Genomic DNA, 23,106 nt, shown 5'->3' on the forward strand with positions numbered 1-23,106 from the left:
CGTCCGGTCAAGAAACATCCTATAAATCCTTCCAGTTGTTAACCTGTGATAATTATTTTCTCGCGGCGTCAGCGGACCATTCCCAAGCTGATCTCTCTTGCGTATAGTAGCAACGTTTAAAATGAGACCGGGATGTAGAGTGAGTACAACGCTGTTTCGCTGGCCGGTTCGTGTCTATTACGAAGACACCGATGCCGGTGGTGTGGTTTACCACGCCAGTTATCTTGCTTTCTATGAACGAGCACGTACCGAAATGTTGCGCCAGCACCATTTCAATCAGCAGGTCCTGTTGGAAGAGCAGGTGGCTTTTGTGGTACGACGCATGACGATCGATTTTGTTGCGGCTGCACGTCTGGACGATCTTTTGGAAATTCAAACAGAAGTGACCTCAATGACGCGTGCAACGATGACGTTCTCGCAGCGTATCGTGAATGCAGAAGGCAAAGTGCTAAATGAAGCAGAAGTCCTGATTGCCTGCATCAACCCACATCTAATGAAGCCAATTGCGCTTCCCAAGTCTATTGTCGCGGAGTTCAAGCAGTGACTGACATGAATGTTCTTGATTTGTTCCTGAAGGCGAGCCTTCTGGTCAAACTTATCATGTTGATTTTGATCGGCTTTTCTATTGCCTCATGGGCGATCATTATTCAGCGTACGCGCATTTTGAATGCGGCGGGGCGCGAAGCCGAAGCGTTTGAAGATAAGTTCTGGTCGGGTATCGAGCTGTCACGCCTGTATCAGGAAAGCCAGGGACGCCGCGATGAACTGAGCGGATCTGAGCAAATTTTCTATTCGGGTTTCAAAGAGTTTGCGCGTTTGCATCGTGCTAACAACCATGCGCCTGAAGCGGTTGTTGAGGGCGCGAGCCGTGCGATGCGTATCTCCTTCAATCGTGAACTGGAAACGCTGGAAACTCACATTCCTTTCCTTGGCACCGTTGGCTCCATCAGTCCGTATATCGGTCTGTTTGGTACGGTGTGGGGGATCATGCACGCCTTTATCGCCCTCGGTGCGGTAAAACAGGCCACGCTGCAGATGGTTGCACCGGGTATTGCCGAAGCGTTGATCGCGACCGCAATCGGTCTGTTTGCGGCCATTCCTGCCGTTATGGCGTACAACCGTCTGAACCAGCGCGTTAACAAGCTGGAACAGGGCTACGACAACTTCATGGAAGAGTTCACGGCTATCCTGCATCGTCAGGCTTTCTCCACCGACAACACGAAGTAAGTCGAGGTTTACGATGGCCAGAACCCGTGGTCGCGGTAAACGCGACCTTAAGTCGGAAATCAACATTGTTCCACTGCTGGACGTGCTGTTGGTGTTGCTGCTCATCTTTATGGCAACCGCGCCGATTATTACCCAGAGCGTGGAAGTGGATCTGCCGGATGCGACAGATTCAAAAACCGTCTCAACTGATGATAATCCACCGGTGATTGTTGAAGTGTCTGGTGTTGGCCAGTACAGCCTGGTGGTGGATCACGATCGTATGACGCAGTTGCCGCCGGAGCAGGTGGTGAGCGAAGCGCAGCGCCGGATTGAAGCCAATCCGAAAACGGTCTTCCTGATCGGCGGTGCGAAAGACGTCCCTTACGACGAAATCATCAAGGCGCTGAACCTGTTACATCAGGCAGGCGTGAAATCTGTCGGTTTGATGACGCAGCCGATTTAAAGCGAACCGTTTTTTGGGAACCGAGTGTGTCGAAGGCAACCGAGCAGAACGACAAGTTAAAGCGCGCGATAATCGTTTCGGTGATTCTGCACATCGTGCTGATCGCCCTATTGATTTGGAGCTCGTTTAACGAAAAAATCGAATCCAGCGGCGGTGGCGGTGGCAGTGATATTGACGCAGTGATGGTCGATTCCGGCGCCGTGGTTGAGCAGTATAACCGCCAGCAGAATCAGCAACGAGACAGTCAGCGCGCCGAGCAGCAGCGTCAGAAGCAGTCGCAGCAGCAGGCCGAAGAGTTACAGCAGAAACAAGCTGCTGAGCAGCAGCGCCTGAAAGAGATGGAAAAAGAGCGCTTGCAGGCCCAGCAGGAAGCCAAAGAGCAGGCGAAGCAGCAGGCCGAGCAGCAGAAAGCGGCTGAAGCCGCCGCTAAGCAAGCCCAGGAACAGCAGAAAACTGCCGAAGCCGCCGCAGCAAAAGCTAAGGCTGATGCCAAAGCGGAAGCCGATGCGCAGGCAAAAGCAGCGGCTGACGCCAAAGCCAAAGCGCTAGAAGAAGCCAAGCAAGCCGCAGCTGACGCGAAGAAGAAAGCAGAAGAGCAGGCGAAAGCCGCTGCCGCTGAAGCAGCGAAAGAGAAAGCGGCGCAGCAGGCAAAAGCTGCCGCAGAATCGAAAGCCAAAGCGGATGCTGAAGCCAAAGCGCAGGCTGCTGCCGATGCCAAGGCGAAAGCGGCTCAGGAAGCCAAAGAGGCTAAAGAGCAAGCGGCTGCTGAGGCGAAGGAAAAAGCCGCAGCAGAAGCCAAAGAGAAGGCTGCCGCCGAGGCGAAAGCCAAGGCCGATGCGGCTGCTAAGGCCAAAGCGGATGCAAAAGCGAAAGCGGCTGCGGATGCTAAAAAAGCCGCCGCTGAAGCTGCGAAGAACGAAAATGCGGTTGATGACCTGTTAGGTGGTTTGTCTTCTGGTAAGAATGCACCGAAAAGCGGCACCGCATCGGGTGGCGCTGCAGGGCAGGGCAATCAGAAGAAAGCGGGCGCGTCAGGCGCAGATATCAATAATTATCTGGGGCAAGTGGTCGGGGCGATTCAGAGCCGTTTCTACGATGCAGATTTGTACAAAGGTAAAGAGTGTAACCTGCGTATTAAACTGGCACCGGATGGTTTGCTGATTGACGTTAAATCGGAAGGTGGCGACCCCGCCTTGTGTCAGGCGGCAATTGCTGCTGCGAAGCAGGCGCGGATTCCGAAGCCGCCTTCGCAGGCGGTGTATGAAGTGTTTAAAAACGCACCGATGCGTTTCAAACCAGAATAATGCAGTAACGTACGGCAGGTTGAACTAAGGATAGCTTGCCATACTCTATGAGTACTCGTGTTTTTCAGGAACTGTGCGAATTATCATGAACCTCTGGTTCAGGTAAGGGAGAAAAAATGAAGCAGGCACTTCGTGTAACCTTAGGTTTTTTTGTACTGCTGTGGGCAGCAATGCTTCATGCAGAAGTCCGTATTGAAATTACGCAGGGCGTTAACACCGCACGTCCTATTGGTGTGGTTCCGTTCCAATGGGCTGGCCCAGGCGCGGCACCAGAAGACATCGGCGGGATCGTTTCTGCTGACTTACGTAACAGCGGTAAATTCAATCCGCTCGATCGTTCTCGTCTGCCACAACAGCCAGCCAGCGCGCAGGAAGTTCAACCTGCCGCATGGAGCGCATTGGGTATTGATGCGGTTGTGGTTGGTCAGGTAACGCCTAACGCTGACGGCAGCTATCAAGTTGCCTATCAGCTGGTGGACACCGGTGGCGCGCCAGGCACCGTGCTGGCGCAGAACTCTTATAAAGTGACTAAGCAGTGGCTGCGTTACGCAGCGCACACCGCCAGTGACGAAGTGTTCGAAAAGCTGACCGGCATCAAAGGCGCATTCCGTACCCGCATTGCCTATGTGGTACAGACCAATGGCGGTCAGTTCCCGTATGAGTTGCGCGTGTCGGATTACGATGGCTACAACCAGTTTGTGGTTCACCGTTCACCGCAGCCATTGATGTCTCCGGCCTGGTCGCCAGATGGCAGCAAAGTGGCTTACGTGACCTTCGAAAGCGGCAAATCTGCGCTGGTGGTTCAGACGCTGTCTAACGGTGCAATCCGTCAGGTGGCTTCTTATCCGCGTCATAACGGTGCGCCAGCCTTCTCACCTGACGGTTCTAAACTGGCCTTCGCGCTGTCGAAAACCGGTAGCCTGAACCTGTATGTGATGGATCTGGCTTCTGGTCAGACGCGCCAGGTGACTGATGGTCGCTACAACAGCACTGAACCAACGTGGTTCCCGGACAGCCAGACACTGGCTTACACCTCGGATCAGGCCGGTGCGCCCCAGATTTATAAAGTTGGTATCAACGGCGGTGCGCCACAACGTATTACCTGGGAAGGTGCGCAAAACCAGGATGCGGATGTGTCAACCGACGGTAAAACTATGGTGATGATCAGCAGCGCCGGTGGCGCTCAGCACGTCGCCAAACAGGATCTGGTAACGGGAGCCGTTCAAACAATAACGGACACGTTCCTGGATGAAACGCCGAGTCTGGCGCCAAACGGCACAATGGTAATCTATAGCTCTACTCAGGGGATGGGTTCCGTGTTGCAATTGGTTTCAACCGACGGGCGTTTCAAAGCGCGTCTTCCGGCAACTGATGGACAGGTCAAATTCCCTGCCTGGTCGCCGTATCTGTGATGCATAGGTCCCCTGCACGGCGGGGGATTAAAATGTATGGCAAACAAAATAATAGGATAAAGAAATGCAACTGAACAAAGTGCTGAAGGGTTTGATGCTGGCTCTGCCGGTTATCGCAGTAGCTGCATGTAGCTCACACAAAAACAACAACAACGATCAGACTGGCATGGGCGCTAACGACGGTGCTTACGGTGCTGGTCAGAACGGCGGTAACATGTCTTCTGATGAGCAAGCGCGCCTGCAGATGCAGCAGCTGCAGCAGAACAACATCGTTTACTTCGGTCTGGACAAGTATGACGTGGCTTCTGACTACGCTCAGATGCTGGATCAGCACGCTGCATTCCTGCGTGGCAACCCGTCATACAAAGTGACCATCGAAGGTCACGCGGATGAGCGCGGTACCCCAGAATACAACATCGCTCTGGGCGAACGTCGTGCAAGCGCCGTTAAGATGTATCTGCAAGGCAAAGGCGTTTCTGCTGACCAGATGTCTATCGTTTCTTACGGTAAAGAAAAACCAGCTGTACTGGGTCATGACGAAGCGGCTTACGCTAAAAACCGTCGTGCCGTACTGGTTTACTAAGAAAATATCATGATGAGTAACTTCAGACTTCATCTGTTGAGTCTGTCGTTACTGGTTGGTTTAGCGGCTCCTTTGGGGGCCGCTAATGCCCAGGCGTCAATCAGTAGCGTTGGCTCAGGCTCGGTCGAAGACCGTGTCACCACTCTTGAACGTATCTCTAATGCCCAGGCTCAGCTTTTGCAGCAATTGCAGCAGCAGATGAGCGACAACCAAAGCGATATCGATTCGCTGCGCGGGCAAATCCAGCAAAACAGCTATCAGCTTAATCAGGTGATTGAGCGCCAGAAGCAGCTCTATCAGCAAATCGACAGCCTTAGCTCCGGCAGTAATGGTGCGCAGGCGAGCGGTGGTGCTGATGCCGCTGCAGCGGGCGCTGCGGCTTCTGCGGATAGCGGTAGCAGCGCCAGTTCGGCCGCGCCAGCGCAAACCGGCGATGCCAACACGGACTACAATGCTGCGGTTGCGCTGATTCTGGAGAAGAAGCAGTACGATCAGGCGATTACTGCCCTGCAGGCTTGGGTGAAGAAATATCCTGATTCTACCTATCAGCCGAATGCCAATTACTGGCTGGGTCAGCTGTATTACAACAAGGGTAAAAAAGACGATTCGGCTTATTATTTTGCCACTGTGGTAAAAAATTACGCGAAATCGCCAAAAGCCCCGGAAGCGCTGTTTAAGGTTGGTGTGATCATGCAAGAGAAGAACGACACGGCGAAAGCCAAGGCTGTCTTCCAGCAAGTGATCAAACAATTCCCAAATAGTGATTCTGCTAAGCAGGCGCAAAAACGTCTTGCTGGGTTGTAATTTGTGCCTAAAAGACCGGATTTCGTGTGATTTCTGGTCTTACAGCATGAAAGGTAAGCAATTGAGACATTTAGTGGAAAATAAGGGTTGCGCCCTCCCGCTAAATCAGTAATATATGCCGCCGTTGCCGGGACATATCTTAACAAGTATCGGCAGCACTGAAGATGGGTCGTTAGCTCAGTTGGTAGAGCAGTTGACTTTTAATCAATTGGTCGCAGGTTCGAATCCTGCACGACCCACCATCTCAACCCGTTATAAGAGAGATGATTTCTTCAGTAAGCTTCACAACCTTGATGGGTCGTTAGCTCAGTTGGTAGAGCAGTTGACTTTTAATCAATTGGTCGCAGGTTCGAATCCTGCACGACCCACCATCAAGTAAAGGTTGTAAGCCCCACAGCGGGTCGTTAGCTCAGTTGGTAGAGCAGTTGACTTTTAATCAATTGGTCGCAGGTTCGAATCCTGCACGACCCACCAGTTATGTAGAAAGGCGCCCTAAAGGCGCCTTTTTGCTTTTCTACGCTAGGTGGATTTGCTTTGAGATGGTGCACCGGCCAGATAAGGCGGGGCGGATCGCGAAGAAACCTCACATCCCTGTGGATCGGCCTCGCAAGTACTCGCCTCATCCATGAGGCTCGCCCGCAAGCGGGCAACGCTTCGCGTTGTGCAAAAACGCTCCCGGCGTTTTTGTCCATGGCTCGGACGCTTCGCTCCTCCTGCTCCCACCTTTTAGAGCGATCAGGCTCAAGAGTCGCTTCTAAATAAGTGCACATATTTGCATGAAGGCGGGGATAAGGGGCGGTGGAGTAAAGCTTCCGGCGCATGGATGCGCCGGCAGAGCCTACAGGGATGTATCCACGGCGACTTTACGCAACCGCCCCTTATTTCCGCCTGAAACGCACTATTTGGATTTCTTAACTGGCGTCAGACTTTTCCAGATATGCAGCACCGCATAGCTGCGCCACGGCCGCCAAACCTGCGATATCTGCTCCGCCACTTTGGCACTCACGCCGCCGAGATTATTACGAATCGCAATATCCTCTTTGGGAAACGCATCAGGCCAACGCAGCGCGCGCATGGCGATATAACTTGCCGTCCACGGCCCTATGCCTTTCAGCGCCAGTAACTGCTGCTGAACCACGTCCGGATTCACCGCACCGTTAAAGCGTAATGCGCCAGAAGCGCAGGCCTGCGCCAACGCCTGAATGGCATGTGAACGCGCACTGACGATTCCCAGGCTGGCAATATCATCGATGCTCGCCGCCGCCAGCGACTCCGCATTTGGCGGCAAACGCGAAAGTTCTGACCACGGCGTCACCAGCGGCTCACCAAAGCGCTGTGCCATTCGGCTGCTTAGCGTGGTTGCGGCTTTCACGGTAACCTGCTGCCCGAGTATCGCGCGCACACCCAACTCAAAGCCGTCAAACGCACCAGGAACGCGTAAGCCGGGAAAGCGCGATAAGCTCTCGGCTAAAAGCGGATCGTGGCTTAGATGCTCAGCTATGTGCTGTGGCTGCGCATCCAAATCAAATAGATCGCGTAGCCGACGCAGCAAAGCGGGCAGCACTGGCGTCAGCGACGTTGTGAATTGCACCTTCAGCGACTGTTTACCCGCAACATGGCTCACGCGCACCCAGCCGCGACAGTTGCCCAGCGCCACGGTGCGGTGATACATGCCCTCGTTCACCCATTCCACTTCCTTCATCACGCGCTGTTGCAGGAAATCGAGCATCGCATCCCAATCGTAAGGCGGCCGATAACTCAGGCGCAGTTCGGCGCTCTCCTGCGTGGTTTTCACGGCGTCGGGTTGATTCTGCTTGCGCAGGCGGGAGGGCGTCATGCGATAGCGCGCCTGGAACACATCGTTAAAGCGCCTCAAACTGCGGAAGCCGCTGGCGTAAGCAATTTCCGTGACCGGCAAAGAGGTTTCTGTCAGAAGTTGCTTGGCTAGCAGCATACGACGTGTCTGACGCAGCTCTAAAGGCGATACGCCGAGCTCCTGCTGCACCACGCGACGCAATTGACGTTCACTGAGGTCAAACTCGCCAGCGATGTCTGCCAGCGTCTCCTGCTCTTCCAGCAAGCCCTCTTCGATGCGGCGAATTAAACGATCGGCAATGCGGTGATGGCTATCCACCGGCGCAGAGCCGGGCGCCAGTTCCGGACGGCAGCGTAAACACGGGCGGAAGTGCGCTTTCTCGGCGGCCTCTGCGCTGCTAAAAAACAGGCAGTTCTTCTGCATCGGCGCTTTCACCGGACAAATGGGGCGGCAATAGATGCCGGTGGATGTCACGCCAACAAAAAACAGCCCGTCGAAGCGGCTATCGCGCGACGTCAGCGCCTGGTACGCAATTTCAGCATCAAACATCATCGTCTCCGGCAAATAAACGGCATGGTCGCGCAAGCTGAACAGGAAAACTCGCTGCTTTCGGACAGCTAACCAGTTTATGCTGATGACCGAAAACAGCCAGTTTCCTTCGGCGGAAATGCGATAATCGCCAGCAGAGAATATGCCGGAGGTGCACCATGTATCATGCCAAAATCATCGCGACGCCCGTTGGTGAGCTCACGCTTGTTGCCACCGATAAAGGATTGTCGGCGATTCTGTGGGAAAACGAAGGGGCGCAGCGCGTGCCGTTCAAGCCGATCAACCGTAACGATCAGCATCCGATTCTGTGTGAGGCCGAACGCCAACTGCGCGAATATTTCGCCGGTGAGCGTCAGCAGTTTGATATGCCGTACGACACCGTCGGCACCGAGTTCCAGAAAAAAGTGTGGCAGGCACTGCTCACCATCCCGTTTGGTGAAACGCGCAGCTACCAGCAAATCGCCGAGCAGATCGGCAATCCGAAAGCGGTGCGCGCCGTGGGAGCAGCGAACGGTAAAAATCCGCTGTCGATTATGGCGCCGTGCCATCGCGTGATTGGCAGCAACGGCAAACTCACCGGTTTTGCAGGCGGACTCACCGTTAAAGCCTTCCTGCTGGAGCTGGAAAGTCCGCAGAAAACTTTGAGCAGCGCATTGTTGCTGTAGAGCGCGCAAAAAAGAGACGACACTCTCGCGCAATTCCGCTATCGTGTTTAGCATATAAAACACTATAGCGGTTTTGATGCCGCATCATTGCCGTAACCGGCAATTTTGTTAAATTGAGAAAACGAGAGCCGTGTCATGAGCCTGATGTTCGATCCTGAAAGCGCGATCTATCCTTTCCCGCCGAAACCGGCACGTCTCAGCGACGATGAAAAAGCCCACTACAAAAACAAAATCAAACGCTTGCTGGAAGAACGCGATGCGGTGATGGTGGCGCATTACTACACCGATCCCGAAATTCAGGCGCTGGCGGAAGAGACCGGCGGCTGCGTATCGGACTCACTGGAAATGGCGCGTTTCGGCAGCACCCATCCTGCTAAAACCTTGCTGGTGGCGGGCGTGCGTTTTATGGGTGAAACCGCAAAAATCCTTAGCCCGGAAAAAACCGTGCTGATGCCCACCTTGCAGGCGGAATGCTCGCTCGATCTCGGTTGCCCAATTGAAGAGTTTAACCGCTTCTGCGATCAGCATCCCGATCGCACGGTGGTGGTGTATGCCAACACCTCGGCGGCGGTGAAGGCGCGCGCGGATTGGGTCGTCACCTCGAGCATCGCGGTTGAGCTGATTGAGCATCTCGATAGCCTCGGCGAGAAAATCATCTGGGCACCGGATCGCCATCTCGGCCGCTACGTCACGCAAAAATCCGGCGCGGATGTGCTGTGCTGGCAGGGCGCCTGTATTGTGCATGACGAATTTAAAACACAGGCTTTGCAACGCATGAAGGCGCTCTATCCGCATGCGGCGGTGCTGGTGCATCCTGAATCACCGCAGGCGATTGTCGATCTGGCTGATGCGGTGGGATCCACCAGTCAGCTGATTCAGGCGGCGCAAAGTTTGCCGCATCCGCAGATGATCGTCGCCACCGATCGCGGCATCTTCTACAAAATGCAGCAGGCGGTGCCGAACAAAGAGTTGCTGGAAGCGCCCACCGCAGGCGAGGGCGCCACCTGCCGCAGCTGTGCGCACTGCCCTTGGATGGCGATGAACGGCCTGAAAGCGATTGCCGAAGGACTGGAGCGTGGCGGCAGCGCGCATGAGATCCATGTGGATAGCGCGTTGCGTGAGGCCGCGTTGCTACCGCTCAACCGCATGCTATCCTTTGCTGCAGATCTCAAACTTAAAATCAAAGGGAATGCATGACGGGCTCCCGTTACACAGGCACTTTATATGGACTTCTTTAGCACGCAAAATATTCTGGTTCACATTCCGCTCGGCGTTGGCGGCTACGATCTCTCATGGATTGAAGCCGTTGGTACCCTTGCGGGCCTGCTGTGCATCTGGCTCGCCAGCCTTGAGAAAATTATCAACTACTTTTTCGGGCTGATAAACGTCACGCTGTTCGCGGTGATTTTCTTCCAGATTCAGCTTTACGCCAGCTTGTTGCTGCAACTGTTCTTCTTTGTCGCCAACGTTTACGGCTGGTACGCGTGGAGTCGGCAAACCTCTAACAACGAAACGGAGCTGAGAATTCGCTGGCTGCCGCTGCCGAAAGCATTGGGCTGGGGCGCGGCGTGCGTGGTGGCGATTGCGCTGATGACGGTGTACATCGATCCGGTCTTTGCCTTCCTGACCAAAACAGCGGTCGGCATCATGCAAAGTCTGGGGCTTAACGTGGCGATGCCGCAACTGCAGCCGGATGCGTTCCCATTCTGGGATTCGTGCATGATGGTGCTGTCGATTGTGGCGATGATTTTGATGACGCGAAAATATGTTGAGAACTGGCTGCTTTGGGTGGTGATCAACGTTATCAGCGTGATGATCTTTGCGCGTCAGGGCGTATATGCCATGTCACTGGAGTACGCGATTCTGACGCTGATTGCGCTTAACGGTTCGCGCCTGTGGATGCAAAGCGCACGCGAACATGGCTCGCGCGCGCTGTCCCATCAGTGATGATGAGCGTGACCTTCCAGCGCAGCATGATCGTGGTGATCGTGCTGCGCGGCGCTATTATCTAAACACAACTCGCAGTCCGGCCCGCTGCACGGCTGATATTCCATCTGCACCGTGGCGTGGGCAATCTGATAGTGCTCATGCAAATAGTGGTGAATGCGCTTAAGCAGGCCGTCATGATCGTATGGCGGAATCACCTGCACATGCAGCGTCAGCACCGGTTTTTCACCCACTTGCCACAAATGAACGTGATGCACGTTACGTACTTCATCGATATTGCGCGTCAGCTCGCGTGACAGTTTATCCGCGTTGATATGGCCCGGCGCACCTTCCAGCAACTCATGCAGGCTCTCGCGCAATAGCGACCAGGCGCTACGTACCACCAGCAATGACACCAGCAGCGACAAAATCGGGTCGATTGGCGTCCAGCCGGTCAGCATGATGATCACCGCCGCGACAATCGCACCGACCGAACCCAGCAAATCGCCCAGCACATGCAATGCCGCCGCACGCACGTTGAGATTCTTCTCTTCGCTGCCGCGATGCAGCAGCCAGAACGACAGCAGATTGGCCAGCAAACCGGCAATGGCGATGCCGAGCATCAATCCGCCGGCAATCGGCTGGGGTTCATAAAAGCGACGCAGCGCTTCCCAGACAATCAGCACCGTAATCACCAATAGCGCAATGGCGTTGACGAACGCCGCTAAGGTGGTGAGACGCAGCAAGCCGAAGGTATGGCGCGCGTTAGGCTTGCGCTGGGCAAACTGCACCGCGAGTAACGCCATCAGCAGCGCGGCGGCATCGGTCAACATATGTCCGGCATCGGCCAGCAGCGCCAGCGAGCCAGAAACCAGCCCGCCGATCACTTCGGCCACCATAAACAGCGCCGTTACGCCAAACGCCGCGGCTAGTCGCGTGCGGTTGCCGTTAGCGGTCCCGTGAGAATGCGTGTGTGCCATAATTATCCAGTTGTTTAAGTAACCTGTTTGTTAATGATATCAGTAAATTGAGATCATCAAGCGGCAACTGCTGCTGTTTAACCTGCTCAATCAACTGCTGACAGCGCTCGGCAACCTCATCCATACCCAGCATCAACCAGCTGCCCTTCATGCGGTGTGCAGCCTGTTCCAGCGCCGACCAATTCTGTGTATCGCGCGCGTTCAACAGCAAATCCCGATCCTGTTGCAGCGTGCGCTGCAAGGTTTGACAGATGCGCGGAATAAATGCCTGATTATCCTGCGCCAGAATCAGTAAGCTGTTTGGCAAGACATCCAATGGATCTTTTACTGCGCGCGCCAGCAGCGGTGCCAGATGATCGAGCTCAATGGGTTTGAGCAACAAAGCTTCGTCATCCTGCAAGGCGATTTTCAGCAACTGAACATCCGCAGAGCAGAGCACGCGTAGCGAGGTGCTGCCGCGCTGGCGCTGACGACGGCGCAGAACACGCAGCAGCGTTAAACCATCCGGGCGCGGCATCATCTGGTCGATAAACAGAATATCGAAGGCGCGCTGAGCATCGGCGCGCAGCAGCGCTCGGCCCTCTTCAAATACCTGCGCCTCAACGCCAAACATCGCCAGCTGCTGCTGCATCACCAAAAGATTGGTCGGGTGATCGTCCACAATCGCCACGCGCAGCTGCGGGTAAACAGGCCAGCTGGCTGTGCGCTCGGTTAACGGCTCTTGGCTCACGACTAATGGCAACTGCACGCTGACCGTGGTGCCGCTGCCCGGTGCTGAAGTGAGCGTTAGCGTACCGCCCATTCGTTGCACAATCTCGCGACAGATAAACAAACCTAAGCCGCTGCCTTGCACCGCATGGCTTTTGCCGGACGGCGCCTGATACCACGGCTCAAACAGTTTTGCCTGCTCGTTAAGCGGGATGCCGCTGCCGGTGTCGGTGACCGTAAGCTGGATGTGCTCACTGACCGCCAGCGACAGGCGCACTTCGCCTTCGCGGGTAAACTTAAGGGCGTTGGCCACCAGATTATTCACCACCTGCTGCAGGCGATCCCCATCCAGCAACACGCTGGCAGGCAGCGGCGTCAGGGCTTCGGCAATCAGGTTCGGCCCGGCATCGCGCATTAAGGGATGATAAAACTGCTGCTGTTGCTGCAGCCAGAGCGTTAGATTGAGCGGACGCGGCGCCAGACGGAAGCTCTGGCTCTCAATACGCGCGTGATCCTGCAAGTCGTTCAATAGCGCCATCAGCGACCGCGCGCTGCTGTGCATCAGCGCCAGCCGTTCACTCGGATGCTGCTGCTGTTCCAGCTCCAGCAAACCGAGAATCGCCTGCATCGGCGTGCGCAGTTCGTGGCTGGCGGTGGCGAGAAACTGGCTTTTGGCGGCATTGGCGCGTTCGGCCTGCTCACGCTGCAATCGGTCACGACGCTGCTGCCAGTAACGACGCGTCAGCAAGCCCAACAGCAACAGAATAATTACGCCTGCCGCAAGCAAAATCATCAGCGGAATATTGCGCATCGCCATCGTCGTGCCGGGCTGCGGCGGCTGTGACCAGCTGACTCGCATCTGGTTGAGCGTATCAGGCGGGATTTGCTGCAATGCATGGTCGAGCAGGGCGCGCAGCTTAGGCTGTTCAGCACTGACCTGCGGCGCCAGCGGCCAGGCGATATCGCTGGCAGCAAACGCCAGATGCACACGATTATCTTCGTGACTCGCCATACGCCAGCGGGCAGAGAGCACGTTATCTACCAGCGCATCGATCTGACCGTTATTCAGCGCTTGCCACAGCTGCGTCCGATCGTCGAACGGCTGCGGCGTAATACCTGACGGCAGCAAACGTATGGCGAGATCGTCGCGTAATACGCCCACGCGCTGGCCTTGTAACGATTGCCAGTTCATTGGCTGATGCGTGGCAAGCGTGTAAATGCCCCAAATGGCGCGCCATACCGGCAAAGTATTGCTGCCGGGATCGTCGCCATACAGCGGCTGCAACAGGTTGAGCATCACCTGCTGTTGCTGCAGTAGCGTGGCGGCCTGCTGCGGATTGTTGACCCAGCGCGGGGTAAAACGCAGGCCGGTACTTTGGCTCAGCGCGTTCAGCATGTCGATGCCGAAGCCGCGCGCGTTGCCGCTGCTGTCGCGATAACTCCAGGGCGCGTTATCCGCCTCAACCGCATACGGAATCTCAGTATGTTGCGCCAGCCACTGCTTTTCGCTGGCCGACAGCATCAGAGTTTGTGTGTCCTGATAACGCAGCAGCGGCGGGCTCCAGCGCTGCTGGACCCGACTGCTGAACTCGGCGGGCAGCAGACGCAGCTGGCTGTTAAGCCAGTGGATCAGCGCGGCATTGCGCGTCATTGCGCGTAGCGTTAATTCGCCCGCGCCAGGATCGGCAGTGATTTGGTAAATTTGTCCTTGCTGCAGCTGGCCCAGCAAGAAACCGGCGCTGGCTTCATCGGCGACCAGATAATCGCTTTGCTGATTGAGCAGCGCATACAGCGCCTGCAGATCGCCCGGCAAGGTGTGCCAGCGATGCTGCTGCACAAATTCAGTGGGCAACTGCGCCAGCGTCGCTTCGGCAATGGTGAGCTGCGCGGTTTCGCTATTGAACATCACCGCGCGCTGATTATCCCGGTTGCGATAGATGCGAATCGGGCTGCTGTACCAGCTGTCGCTGAGCAGCACATCGGATGGGAGCTGGGCATGTTGATTACTTAACACCAAATCCACCTCGCCGCGCTGCAAGGCTGCCAGTTGCTGCGCGCGATCGGCATAGCTTTGCAGCGTGAAATGCGTACCGGTCAACTGGCTTAGGGCGCTGAGATAGTCGGCGTCGATGCCCCAGAGGTGATCGCCAATACGCATCGCCCAGGGTGCGCTGTTTTGTGCCGGCACCGCGACGCGCAACGTTGCGCCAGGCCACGGCTCGGCGTGTGGGGCCGGCATCATCGCGGGTAACATCACGCTGCTGGCGGGTTGCAGATCGGCTTTCGCCATCACACTCAGCAGCAGCGTACACAGCAGCAAACAGATCCTCACTGCTGCGCTTTCCACAGCTCAGCCAGCTCAACCACCGACTGTACGCCGGTTTTCTCCAGGATGTTCTTCTTGTGAGTGCTAACGGTTTTATTGCTGATATGCAGCTGTTCGCCAATCTGCAAATTCGAAAGGCCGCGCACCAGCAGCGCTACAATCTGCTGCTCTTTCTCGGTTAACGGCAGTTCGATACGTTCCGGCAGCGGCGGAAAAGCCTGCTGGCCGCCGAGCACCGCCAGAATCGCGCTCAGCAGTTGCGCCATGCTTTGGCTTTTCACCACGTAACCAGCAGCGCCAAGCGACACGGCGCTGAGCAGTGTGTGGCGGCTCTGCTGCGCGGAATAGATCAACACCGGGCAGTGCTGATTACGCACGCGCAACCGGCGCAGCAGTTCGAGTCCGTCGCAATCGGGTAAACCGATATCCAGCACAATTAAATCGATGGGATGTTGTTGAAGCAGTTGGCGCGCCTGCGCTTCGTCGCCAGCGGCGTGAATGTTCAACGTGATAGGAGCGTTAACGCAAGCCGCTTCCAGTGCGACGGCAACTAACGGGTGATCATCAATAAGCAGCAATGAAGCCATGAAACAGTTCCTGTGAATTTCATTGCTTCAGCATAGCGGAAAAGGGCGGGAGGCAAAATAAAAGGGAGAGCCGAAGCTCTCCCTTGATCAAACAGAAGGAACCTTATTGCGAAGTACCATCTGTTTTATGTTTCACGTGGCCGCCACCCTCTTTGGTGTCGACTTTTTTATTCATGTCCGGGCATTTGCCGTCTTTGCACATGCTGTTTTTGTGCACCTGGCTGGCTGACATATTGCTTGAGTCAGTGCCTGACGTTGCTGCGCTGTTGGTATTGGTGCTACCGCTGTTAATTTTGCTGTTATCAACATTATTAGGTGGCAGATTTTGTTTTGCACCGCCAGCTGCTGCACCGGCTTCAGCTGAAGCGTTGGCCGCACCATTGTTGTTATCCGCAGCCATTACAGCACCGCTACCCATGGTCATCGCTGCTGTCAGAAAGATCATTGCAAACTTATTCATCATTATGCTCCAGTAATTAATGGATAGTTGCCGTCTAACACCCGCTGGTGTTGAGTGACGAAAATAGCGTGCCGCGATGGAATAAAATCCACCTTATACGCTTCACTTAAAAATTTAATTTTGCAAACACATCATTCCTTAGTGCTTACATTTAAAAAGCTTAGTGCATGGATATATAAATGCAAATTTGAGATGTACATTTTAAGCGCTATGCGTAATTTACACCCACCGCGCGAAGGGCTAAAGTGGGCGGGTTGCGCCCGACGGACGTTGGGCCAGAAATTTGAATGGAATTGTGTATGGATTACCAGAACGATGATTTACGCATCAGAGAGATCAAAGAGTTACTGCCTCCTGTTGCTTTGCTTGAAAAATTCCCCGCCACCGATAAAGCGGCTGCAACCGTAGCGCAGTCACGTCAGGCGATTCACCGCATTCTGCATGGCGAAGACGATCGTCTGCTGGTGGTGATCGGTCCGTGCTCAATTCACGATACCCAGGCTGCGCAAGAGTATGCGACGCGCCTGCTGGCACTGCGTGATGAGCTAAAAGACGATCTCGAAGTGGTGATGCGCGTTTACTTTGAAAAACCGCGCACCACGGTGGGCTGGAAAGGGCTGATCAACGACCCGTTTATGGATGGCAGCTTCCAGATCAATGACGGCCTGCGCCTGGCGCGCAAGCTGCTGGTGGATATCAACGATATCGGGTTGCCAGCCGCCGGTGAGTTCCTCGATATGATCACGCCACAATATATGGCCGACCTGATGAGCTGGGGCGCGATTGGCGCACGTACCACCGAATCGCAGGTGCATCGCGAACTCTCTTCCGGCCTCTCTTGCCCGGTGGGCTTCAAAAACGGTACCGACGGCACCATCAAAGTGGCGATTGACGCCATCGGTGCGGCCAGCGCGCCACACTGCTTCCTGTCAGTCACCAAATATGGTCACTCGGCGATTGTCGAAACCAGCGGTAACGAAGACTGCCACATCATCCTGCGCGGCGGCAAAGAGCCGAACTACAGCGCCGAACACGTGGCTGCCGTGAAAACCGGTCTGGAGAAAGCAGGCTTGCGTCCGCAAGTGATGATCGACTTCAGCCATGCTAATAGCAGCAAGCAGTTCCAGCGTCAGATGGTGGTTGCCGACGACGTGGCACAGCAAATTGCCGGTGGTGAGCAGGCGATTACTGGCGTGATGATTGAGAGTCATCTGGTGGAAGGTAATCAGAGCCTCGAAAGCGGCAAACCGCTGGTGTACGGCCAGAGCGTGACCGATGCCTGTATCGGCTGGGAAGACACTGAGAAGGCGTTGCGTCAGCTGGCTCAGGCGGTCAAACAGCGCCGCAGCTAAGCCAATGCGGCAATAAAAAAGGCCAGACTTGCGTCTGGCCTTTTTGCGTTTCAGCGTTCGCTTACTTCGCTTTACCCTGGTTGGCTACGGCTGCGGCTTTCGCAGCAATCTCATCAGCATCACCCAGATAGTAACGTTTGAGCGGCTTGAAGTTCTCATCGAACTCATACACCAACGGCACGCCAGTTGGGATGTTCAGTTCGAGGATCTCGTCTTCGCTCAGGTTGTCGAGGTATTTAACCAGCGCACGCAGTGAGTTGCCGTGTGCAGCAACGATCACTTTCTCACCGCTCTTAATGCGCGGCAGAATGCTTTCGTTCCAGTAAGGAATCACGCGTTCGATGGTCAGCGCCAGGCTTTCGGTGGTTGGCAGCTGCGCGTCAGTCAGTGAAGCGTAACGCGGATCGTGGCCAGGGAAACGCTCATCAGCGCGATCCAGTTCGGGTGGCGTGATAGCAAAGCCACGACGCCACTGTTTCACTTGCTCGTCACCGTATTTAGCGGCGGTTTCTGCTTTATCCAGACCTTGCAGCGCACCGTAGTGACGCTCGTTCAGACGCCAGGTTTTTTCAACCGGCAGCCAAGCCTGATCCAGCTCATCCAGCACGTTCCACAGGGTATGGATAGCGCGCTTCAGCACTGAGGTGTAAGCGAAATCAAACACGAAACCTTCTTTCTTCAGCAGCTGACCGGCTGCTTTGGCTTCAGTGCGACCTTTGTCAGACAGGTCAACGTCGTACCATCCGGTGAAGCGGTTTTCCTGGTTCCACTGGCTTTCGCCGTGTCGCACCAGTACCAGCTTAGTTACGGCCATAGCTTTACTCCTTAATGCTCGATTTACGATTAGTATTGAAACCGGCTGCGGCCACTGAGAAGCGGCTCACTAATAGCGCCATACCATAGCGGAAAACAACGCACGGCGTAAGCCTGTCGGCAGCGCAGTGCGCGTTTTTCATCCGGTGGCTCAGTGCGGCGTGAAGCGATAACGCGTCACGGACTGCCAGCTGTCGCCGGGTTGTAGCCAGCAATCGGGCTGCGGCCACTCTGCATGGTTAGGCGAATCCGGTAAAAATTCGCTCTCCAGAGCGATGCCCTGGAAAGCAGTATAGCTGTCCTGCTCACGGGCGCGTGTTCCCGCCAGATAGTTGCCGGCGTAGAACTGCAGCGCCGGAGCGGCAGTAAACACGCTCAGCTCCAGCTTGCCATCGGCAGACCATAAATGGGCGGCGGGCTGGCTGCTGTCGCCAGCGGTGTTGAGCAAAAAGGCGTGGTCATAGCCTTTCACCGCTTTTTGATCGTCATCGGCGAGGAACTCATCGGCGACGCGCTTCGGCTGGCGGAAATCAAAACTGTTTCCCGCCACCTCTTTCAGCGGCGCGTTAGGAATGCCTTCGCTGTCCACCGGCAGGTAACGATCGGCGTGCAGTTGTAAGCGATGCTGGCGCGCATCACCATGATGCGCATCAAGATTAAAGTAAGCATGGTTGGTGAGATTGACCGGGCAAGGCTTGTCGGTTTGCGCTTCATAGCGAATCGACAAGCAATTATCGTCATCAAGTTGATAGATGACATTGGCGATCACATTGCCGGGATAACCCTGATCGCCATCGGGCGAATCGAGGCGATAGTGCACCTCGCTTTCGCTCTGACTGAGAATCTGCCAGCGACGTTTATCGAAACCTTCCGGCCCGCCGTGCAGCTGATGTGCGCCCTGATTCGCTGCCAGCAGCAGGTTAAGCGGCTTCAGTTCGGCCGAGGCGATGCGGTTCGCGTAGCGGCCAATCGTCGCGCCAAGATAAGCATCCTGATGCAGATAATCGGACGGCGTGGCACAGCCGAGCAGCGCTTCACGCACGCTGTGGTCCAACATTGGCACGCGCGCTGACAGCCAGGTCGCGCCCCAATCCATAAAAGTAGCCACCATGCCGTTGCGATTGCGCAGCACAGTGATGCGCCACGGTTGCCCGTCTGGCGCGTGTGAATTCACATCACTTACCATTGGCCTGCTCCTGCGGACGCTTTGCACACGTAGAAGGTCTCTTTGATGCCGGTTTGCGCTTCATACTTCTCAGCGACCACCGCTTTCACCGCATCGACCAGATCGATTGGCATCAGCGCCACGATGCAGCCACCGAAACCGCCGCCGGTCATACGCACGCCGCCGCGCGGGCCGATTTCTGCTTTCACAATCTCAACCAGCTGATCGATTTGCGGCACGGTGATTTCGAAATCGTCACGCATTGAGGCGTGCGATTCGGCCATCAGTTCGCCCATGCGTTTCAGATTGCCCGCGCTTAACGCATCGGCGGCTTCCAGCGTGCGCGCATTTTCGCTAATCACGTGACGCACGCGTTTTGCCACCAACGCATCCAGCTCACCAGCAGAGGCTTCAAACTCTTCCAGCGTCACATCGCGCAGCGCCGGTTTATTGAAGAAGCGTGCGCCAGTTTCACACTGTTCACGACGCGTATTGTATTCGCTGCCCACCAGGCTACGACGGAAGTTGGAGTTGATGATCACCACCGCGACATCTTCCGGCATTGATACCGCGCGCGTGCCGAGCGTACGACAATCCAGCAGCATGGCGTGATCCGGCTGACCGAGCGCCGAGATCAGCTGATCCATGATGCCGCAGTTGCAGCCGACAAACTGGTTTTCCGCTTCCTGACCGTTCACCGCAATCGCTGCGCCATCGAGGTTTAACGCATACAGCTGCTGGAATACGGTACCGACCGCCACTTCCAGCGACGCCGAAGAACTCAGGCCCGCGCCTTGTGGCACGTTGCCGCTGATCACCATATCCACGCCGCCAAAGCTGGCATCGCGTTTCTGCAGATGTTTCACCACGCCGCGCACGTAGTTGGCCCACATTGGCTCTTTCAGCGGCTCAATCGGCGCATCCAGCGAGAAGCTGTCCTGCTGATTGTCGTAATCGACGGCAATCACGCGCACCTGGCGATCGTCGCGTTTGGCGCAGGCAATCACGGTTTGATAATCGATGGCGCACGGCAGCACAAAGCCATCGTTGTAGTCGGTGTGTTCGCCAATCAGATTGACGCGGCCCGGCGCCTGAATGCTGTGTGTCGCCTGATAGCCGAAAGTGTCAGCGAAAACCTGTTGAGTAATGGATTTTAATGACATTTATTGCGCCTCGCGGAAATGGACATCGCTGACAGAACGCAGACGTTCAGCTGCCTGTTCCGCCGTTAAATCACGTTGGGTTTCGGCCAGCATTTCATAGCCAACCATAAATTTGCGTACCGTGGCTGAACGCAGCAGCGGCGGATAGAAGTGTGCGTGCAGCTGCCAGTGATCGTTGGCTTCGCCGTTGAACGGCGCGCCGTGCCAGCCCATCGAATAGGGGAAAGAGCACTGGAACAGGTTGTCGTAGCGGCTGGTGAGCTGCTTAAGCGCCAGCGCCAGATCGGTGCGCTGCGGCTCGGAGAGATCGGTGATGCGTTTCACATGGGCTTTCGGCAGCAGCAAGGTTTCAAACGGCCACGCCGCCCACCACGGCACCACGGCCAGCCAGTGTTCGGTTTCCACCACCGTACGGCTGCCATCGCTCAACTCGCGCGCAGCATAATCGACCAGCAGCGGCGTGCCTTTCTCGGCAAAATAGTGACGCTGGTTGTCATCTTCTTTCTGCGCTTCGTTTGGCAGGAAGCTGTTGGCCCAAATCTGGCCATGCGGATGCGGGTTGGAGCAGCCCATCGCCGCACCTTTGTTTTCAAACACCTGCACCCACGGATAGTGCTGACCGAGATCGGCAGTCTGTTCCTGCCAGGTCCGCACGATATCTTCCAGCCCGCTCAGCGGCAGTTCCGGCAGCGTTTTGCTGTGATCCGGCGAGAAGCAGATCACCCGGCTGGTGCCGCGCGCGCTTTCGCAGCGCATCAACAGATCGTCGCTTTGCGGTGCGTCTGGCGTGTTAGTCATCAGCGCGGCAAAGTCATTGGTGAACACGTAAGTGCTTTTATAGTTAGGGTTTTTGTCACCGGTAATGCGGGTGTTTCCAGCACAAAGGAAGCAGTCAGGATCGTGCGCTGGCAGTTGCTCCAGTGCCGGGGTTTCCTGCGCACCTTGCCACGGGCGCTTAGCGCGATGGGGTGAGACCAGCACCCATTGATCGATCAATGGGTTATAACGGCGATGCGGGTGATCGACCGGGTTAAATTTTTCCATGATGAGTCCTGGTAAACGGCAAACAGATAAAAATGATTTTGATCAAAGTAGCACAAAGACCAGCGTGAAAGCGTGATCCAGTCTGGATAAATGGTATCGTTTACACAAGGTGACGATTCTCATTTTGTGGGGTTGTTGCGTGTGTTTGTTGAATTACCAGGCGATGAAATGGTAACGCTTACATTGCCTTCATACTTCGAACTGCTGCTGCTTGCCGCAGCTCGAATTATTTTGGCAATGGCGCTATGCACGTTAGATGTTTGTAGGATTGCCACTTATGGCAACCGCTATTTAACGCAGCGACTCTTGCAGGAAACCGTATCCCTGTTCCTGCGCGACAAAACTCAGGCGATGGGTGATGCACTGCGGCGCATCTTCGGCGTGGTGGGAGACAAACAGCAGTTGCGTACGGCCTTCGCCAATCAGCACATCAACAAAGCGGCGCACCAACTGGCGGTTAATCGGATCAAGCCCCTGCAACGGTTCATCGAGAATGAGTAGCGTGGGATGTTTCACCAGCGCGCGCGCAATTAGCACCAGCCGCTGCTGGCCCCACGACAAACTGTGGAACGGCGCATCCGCCAGCTGATTATCCATACCGAGCAGCGCCAGCCACTGACGCGCCAGCGCTTTTTGCCGATCGGACACCGCCTGATACAGACCAATCGAATCGAAGAAGCCGGAGAGCACCACGGTGCGCACATTACAGCTGACGCGATAATCGAGGTGCAGGCTGCTGCTGACGTAACCGATGTGCTGCTTGATGTCCCAGATGGTTTCACCGCTGCCGCGTCGGATGCCAAACAGCGTCAAATCGTTGCTGTAACCCTGCGGATGATCGCCGGTTACCAAACTGAGCAGGGTGGATTTACCCGCGCCGTTCGGCCCCACAATCTGCCAGTGTTCACCGGGATTAACCTGCCAGTTCAGGCCATCAATCACCGCTTTGTCGTTGTACGACACCACGCCGTTGCGCAGTATCACGCGCGGCGCATCTTCGGCCAGCTGCGGCAGTTGATCGGGTTGATCCGCCTGCGGCAGTGCCATGCCAGCAAGCTTCTCGCTGTGCGCCAGCTGCGCCACCAGCGCTTCGGCCAGAATCGCGCGCCGTTCGCCCACGTGGGTTAACGTGCATTCGGCCAACACGCCGACCTTCTCGACAAAATCGGGAATATCATCAAAGCGATTGAGCACCAGCACTACGCTAAAACCGCTTCGATGCAGATCGTTGAGGGTTTGCGCCAGGCTGGCGCGCGACGCCACATCCAGCCCATCGAAAGGTTCATCAAGGATCAGCAGATCCGGCTGCGCCATCAGCGCCTGGCACAACAGCGTTTTGCGCGTCTCGCCGGTGGAGAGATATTTGAAGCGACGATCGAGCAGATAAGTGATGCCAAACTGCTGCGCCAGCGCCTGACAACGCGTCGCATCTTGCACTTCATCCTGAATGATCTGTGCGGCGGTGCGACCGGTATCGTCTTCGCGTTCACTCAGTAGATCGGTGTTATTACGTTCCCACTCATCGCTGACCAGTTTCTGTAGCTGCTCCAGCGATAGGCGCGTACGACGCTGAAAATCCTGCTGCACGCTGCCTTTACCGGGCTGCAACTCGCCGGATAGGGCGCGCGCCAGCGATGACTTGCCGCTGCCGTTGGCGCCGACAAACGCCCAGCTTTCGCCGCTGTTGAGGGTTAAATCGTTAAGGGACAGTGCTCGGGTGTCGCTAAGGTGAAACGTGCCTTGCGAAATTTGCAATGAAGCCATGATCTATTCCGTTTTA

At 55.7% G+C, this 23,106-nt stretch carries 21 protein-coding genes and 3 tRNA genes; 14 read left to right on the top strand and 10 right to left on the bottom strand.

Annotation, left to right across the window (positions count from 1 at the left end; translation table 11 throughout):
- Positions 1–139: 139 nt before the first annotated feature.
- From ybgC to PO881_RS05830, 10 genes are all read left to right on the top strand, one after another.
- Positions 140–544, top strand: a complete 405-nt coding sequence (ybgC, locus tag PO881_RS05785) for a tol-pal system-associated acyl-CoA thioesterase (RefSeq protein ID WP_008107385.1) — start codon at positions 140–142, stop codon at positions 542–544.
- The gene (tolQ, locus tag PO881_RS05790; RefSeq protein WP_101763210.1) at positions 541–1,227 is read left to right on the top strand and encodes a Tol-Pal system protein TolQ; all 687 of its coding nucleotides are present in this window, start codon (positions 541–543) and stop codon (positions 1,225–1,227) included. Before ybgC ends, tolQ begins: the two co-directional genes overlap by 4 nt.
- Before the next feature lie 13 nt (positions 1,228–1,240).
- Positions 1,241–1,669, top strand: coding sequence for a colicin uptake protein TolR (gene tolR, locus PO881_RS05795; RefSeq protein ID WP_008107389.1), 429 nt, complete (start codon positions 1,241–1,243; stop codon positions 1,667–1,669).
- Between the two features lie 26 nt (positions 1,670–1,695).
- Positions 1,696–2,973 carry a cell envelope integrity protein TolA gene (gene tolA, locus PO881_RS05800; protein WP_280172585.1) on the top strand — a complete coding sequence of 426 codons (1,278 nt, stop codon included), beginning with the start codon at positions 1,696–1,698 and terminating at the stop codon, positions 2,971–2,973.
- A 116-nt stretch (positions 2,974–3,089) separates the two neighbouring features.
- Positions 3,090–4,385, top strand: a complete 1,296-nt coding sequence (gene tolB, locus PO881_RS05805) for a Tol-Pal system beta propeller repeat protein TolB (RefSeq protein ID WP_101763208.1) — start codon at positions 3,090–3,092, stop codon at positions 4,383–4,385.
- Positions 4,386–4,449: 64 nt separating this feature from the next.
- On the top strand, positions 4,450–4,968 hold the full coding sequence (gene pal / locus PO881_RS05810) for a peptidoglycan-associated lipoprotein Pal (RefSeq protein ID WP_101763207.1): 519 nt from the start codon (positions 4,450–4,452) through the stop codon (positions 4,966–4,968).
- A 9-nt stretch (positions 4,969–4,977) separates the two neighbouring features.
- Complete coding sequence (gene cpoB / locus PO881_RS05815; RefSeq protein ID WP_101763206.1) at positions 4,978–5,772, top strand: cell division protein CpoB; 795 nt, start codon at positions 4,978–4,980, stop codon at positions 5,770–5,772.
- Between the two features lie 166 nt (positions 5,773–5,938).
- Positions 5,939–6,014, top strand: a tRNA-Lys gene (locus PO881_RS05820).
- Between the two features lie 53 nt (positions 6,015–6,067).
- Positions 6,068–6,143 (top strand) — tRNA-Lys (locus PO881_RS05825).
- A gap of 27 nt (positions 6,144–6,170) precedes the next feature.
- Positions 6,171–6,246 (top strand) — tRNA-Lys (locus PO881_RS05830).
- Between the two features lie 424 nt (positions 6,247–6,670).
- Here PO881_RS05830 and PO881_RS05835 read toward each other — a convergent pair.
- Positions 6,671–8,137, bottom strand: a complete 1,467-nt coding sequence (locus PO881_RS05835; protein ID WP_280172879.1) for an AlkA N-terminal domain-containing protein — start codon at positions 8,135–8,137, stop codon at positions 6,671–6,673.
- 158 nt (positions 8,138–8,295) lie between these two features.
- Here PO881_RS05835 and PO881_RS05840 point away from each other — a divergent pair, with 158 nt between their 5' ends.
- The 3 genes from PO881_RS05840 to pnuC all read left to right on the top strand — a co-directional run bounded on the left by PO881_RS05840 (position 8,296) and on the right by pnuC (position 10,749).
- Positions 8,296–8,802: a methylated-DNA--[protein]-cysteine S-methyltransferase gene (locus tag PO881_RS05840; RefSeq protein ID WP_280172586.1), complete on the top strand. Its 507-nt coding sequence runs from the start codon at positions 8,296–8,298 to the stop codon at positions 8,800–8,802.
- Positions 8,803–8,937: 135 nt separating this feature from the next.
- Entirely contained in the window at positions 8,938–9,999 is a 1,062-nt protein-coding gene (gene nadA / locus PO881_RS05845; RefSeq protein WP_280172587.1) for a quinolinate synthase NadA, read from the top strand.
- 27 nt (positions 10,000–10,026) lie between these two features.
- Positions 10,027–10,749 (top strand): nicotinamide riboside transporter PnuC, encoded by a 723-nt coding sequence (gene pnuC, locus PO881_RS05850; RefSeq protein ID WP_110865748.1) that lies wholly within the window; start codon positions 10,027–10,029, stop codon positions 10,747–10,749.
- Here pnuC and zitB read toward each other — a convergent pair.
- The 4 genes from zitB to PO881_RS05870 all read right to left on the bottom strand — a co-directional run bounded on the left by zitB (position 10,743) and on the right by PO881_RS05870 (position 15,789).
- The gene (gene zitB, locus PO881_RS05855) at positions 10,743–11,708 is read right to left on the bottom strand and encodes a CDF family zinc transporter ZitB (RefSeq protein WP_277975817.1); all 966 of its coding nucleotides are present in this window, start codon (positions 11,706–11,708) and stop codon (positions 10,743–10,745) included. The genes pnuC and zitB overlap by 7 nt on opposite strands.
- Positions 11,677–14,763, bottom strand: coding sequence for an ATP-binding protein (locus PO881_RS05860; RefSeq protein WP_280172588.1), 3,087 nt, complete (start codon positions 14,761–14,763; stop codon positions 11,677–11,679). Before PO881_RS05860 ends, zitB begins: the two co-directional genes overlap by 32 nt.
- The gene (locus PO881_RS05865; RefSeq protein WP_137385389.1) at positions 14,745–15,329 is read right to left on the bottom strand and encodes a response regulator transcription factor; all 585 of its coding nucleotides are present in this window, start codon (positions 15,327–15,329) and stop codon (positions 14,745–14,747) included. Before PO881_RS05865 ends, PO881_RS05860 begins: the two co-directional genes overlap by 19 nt.
- Positions 15,330–15,432: 103 nt before the next feature.
- The gene (locus tag PO881_RS05870) at positions 15,433–15,789 is read right to left on the bottom strand and encodes a YbgS-like family protein (RefSeq protein ID WP_192414256.1); all 357 of its coding nucleotides are present in this window, start codon (positions 15,787–15,789) and stop codon (positions 15,433–15,435) included.
- 299 nt (positions 15,790–16,088) lie between these two features.
- Between PO881_RS05870 and aroG the strand changes: the two genes are divergently transcribed.
- A complete protein-coding gene (gene aroG / locus PO881_RS05875; protein WP_110865751.1) occupies positions 16,089–17,141 on the top strand; it encodes a 3-deoxy-7-phosphoheptulonate synthase AroG in 1,053 nt (350 codons plus the stop codon).
- 61 nt (positions 17,142–17,202) lie between these two features.
- Here the strand turns inward: aroG and gpmA are convergent, their stop codons facing one another.
- From gpmA to modF, 5 genes are all read right to left on the bottom strand, one after another.
- Positions 17,203–17,955: a 2,3-diphosphoglycerate-dependent phosphoglycerate mutase gene (gene gpmA / locus PO881_RS05880; RefSeq protein WP_008109047.1), complete on the bottom strand. Its 753-nt coding sequence runs from the start codon at positions 17,953–17,955 to the stop codon at positions 17,203–17,205.
- A gap of 150 nt (positions 17,956–18,105) precedes the next feature.
- Positions 18,106–19,140, bottom strand: coding sequence for a galactose-1-epimerase (gene galM, locus PO881_RS05885; RefSeq protein ID WP_280172589.1), 1,035 nt, complete (start codon positions 19,138–19,140; stop codon positions 18,106–18,108).
- Positions 19,134–20,282 carry a galactokinase gene (galK, locus tag PO881_RS05890; protein WP_280172590.1) on the bottom strand — a complete coding sequence of 383 codons (1,149 nt, stop codon included), beginning with the start codon at positions 20,280–20,282 and terminating at the stop codon, positions 19,134–19,136. The genes galM and galK overlap by 7 nt, the downstream gene beginning before the upstream one ends.
- Complete coding sequence (galT, locus tag PO881_RS05895; RefSeq protein ID WP_222233149.1) at positions 20,283–21,326, bottom strand: galactose-1-phosphate uridylyltransferase; 1,044 nt, start codon at positions 21,324–21,326, stop codon at positions 20,283–20,285.
- A gap of 291 nt (positions 21,327–21,617) precedes the next feature.
- Entirely contained in the window at positions 21,618–23,090 is a 1,473-nt protein-coding gene (modF, locus tag PO881_RS05900; protein ID WP_280172591.1) for a molybdate ABC transporter ATP-binding protein ModF, read from the bottom strand.
- Positions 23,091–23,106 lie beyond the last annotated feature (16 nt).

The organism is Pantoea sp. SS70, from assembly GCF_029866845.1.
GTDB lineage: Bacteria > Pseudomonadota > Gammaproteobacteria > Enterobacterales > Enterobacteriaceae > Pantoea > Pantoea leporis.

What these genes read in the sequence shown, in the direction of transcription:
- tolR (WP_008107389.1), top strand. Translation starts at nt 1,241, where the DNA reads ATGGCCAGAACCCGTGGTCGCGGTAAACGCGACCTTAAGTCGGAAATC.
- tolB (WP_101763208.1), top strand. Translation starts at nt 3,090, where the DNA reads ATGAAGCAGGCACTTCGTGTAACCTTAGGTTTTTTTGTACTGCTGTGG.
- pal (WP_101763207.1), top strand. Translation starts at nt 4,450, where the DNA reads ATGCAACTGAACAAAGTGCTGAAGGGTTTGATGCTGGCTCTGCCGGTT.
- cpoB (WP_101763206.1), top strand. Translation starts at nt 4,978, where the DNA reads ATGATGAGTAACTTCAGACTTCATCTGTTGAGTCTGTCGTTACTGGTT.
- PO881_RS05835 (WP_280172879.1), bottom strand. Translation starts at nt 8,137, where the DNA reads ATGTTTGATGCTGAAATTGCGTACCAGGCGCTGACGTCGCGCGATAGC.
- PO881_RS05840 (WP_280172586.1), top strand. Translation starts at nt 8,296, where the DNA reads ATGTATCATGCCAAAATCATCGCGACGCCCGTTGGTGAGCTCACGCTT.
- nadA (WP_280172587.1), top strand. Translation starts at nt 8,938, where the DNA reads ATGAGCCTGATGTTCGATCCTGAAAGCGCGATCTATCCTTTCCCGCCG.
- pnuC (WP_110865748.1), top strand. Translation starts at nt 10,027, where the DNA reads ATGGACTTCTTTAGCACGCAAAATATTCTGGTTCACATTCCGCTCGGC.
- zitB (WP_277975817.1), bottom strand. Translation starts at nt 11,708, where the DNA reads ATGGCACACACGCATTCTCACGGGACCGCTAACGGCAACCGCACGCGA.
- PO881_RS05865 (WP_137385389.1), bottom strand. Translation starts at nt 15,329, where the DNA reads ATGGCTTCATTGCTGCTTATTGATGATCACCCGTTAGTTGCCGTCGCA.
- PO881_RS05870 (WP_192414256.1), bottom strand. Translation starts at nt 15,789, where the DNA reads ATGAATAAGTTTGCAATGATCTTTCTGACAGCAGCGATGACCATGGGT.
- aroG (WP_110865751.1), top strand. Translation starts at nt 16,089, where the DNA reads ATGGATTACCAGAACGATGATTTACGCATCAGAGAGATCAAAGAGTTA.
- gpmA (WP_008109047.1), bottom strand. Translation starts at nt 17,955, where the DNA reads ATGGCCGTAACTAAGCTGGTACTGGTGCGACACGGCGAAAGCCAGTGG.
- galM (WP_280172589.1), bottom strand. Translation starts at nt 19,140, where the DNA reads ATGGTAAGTGATGTGAATTCACACGCGCCAGACGGGCAACCGTGGCGC.
- galK (WP_280172590.1), bottom strand. Translation starts at nt 20,282, where the DNA reads ATGTCATTAAAATCCATTACTCAACAGGTTTTCGCTGACACTTTCGGC.
- galT (WP_222233149.1), bottom strand. Translation starts at nt 21,326, where the DNA reads ATGGAAAAATTTAACCCGGTCGATCACCCGCATCGCCGTTATAACCCA.
- modF (WP_280172591.1), bottom strand. Translation starts at nt 23,090, where the DNA reads ATGGCTTCATTGCAAATTTCGCAAGGCACGTTTCACCTTAGCGACACC.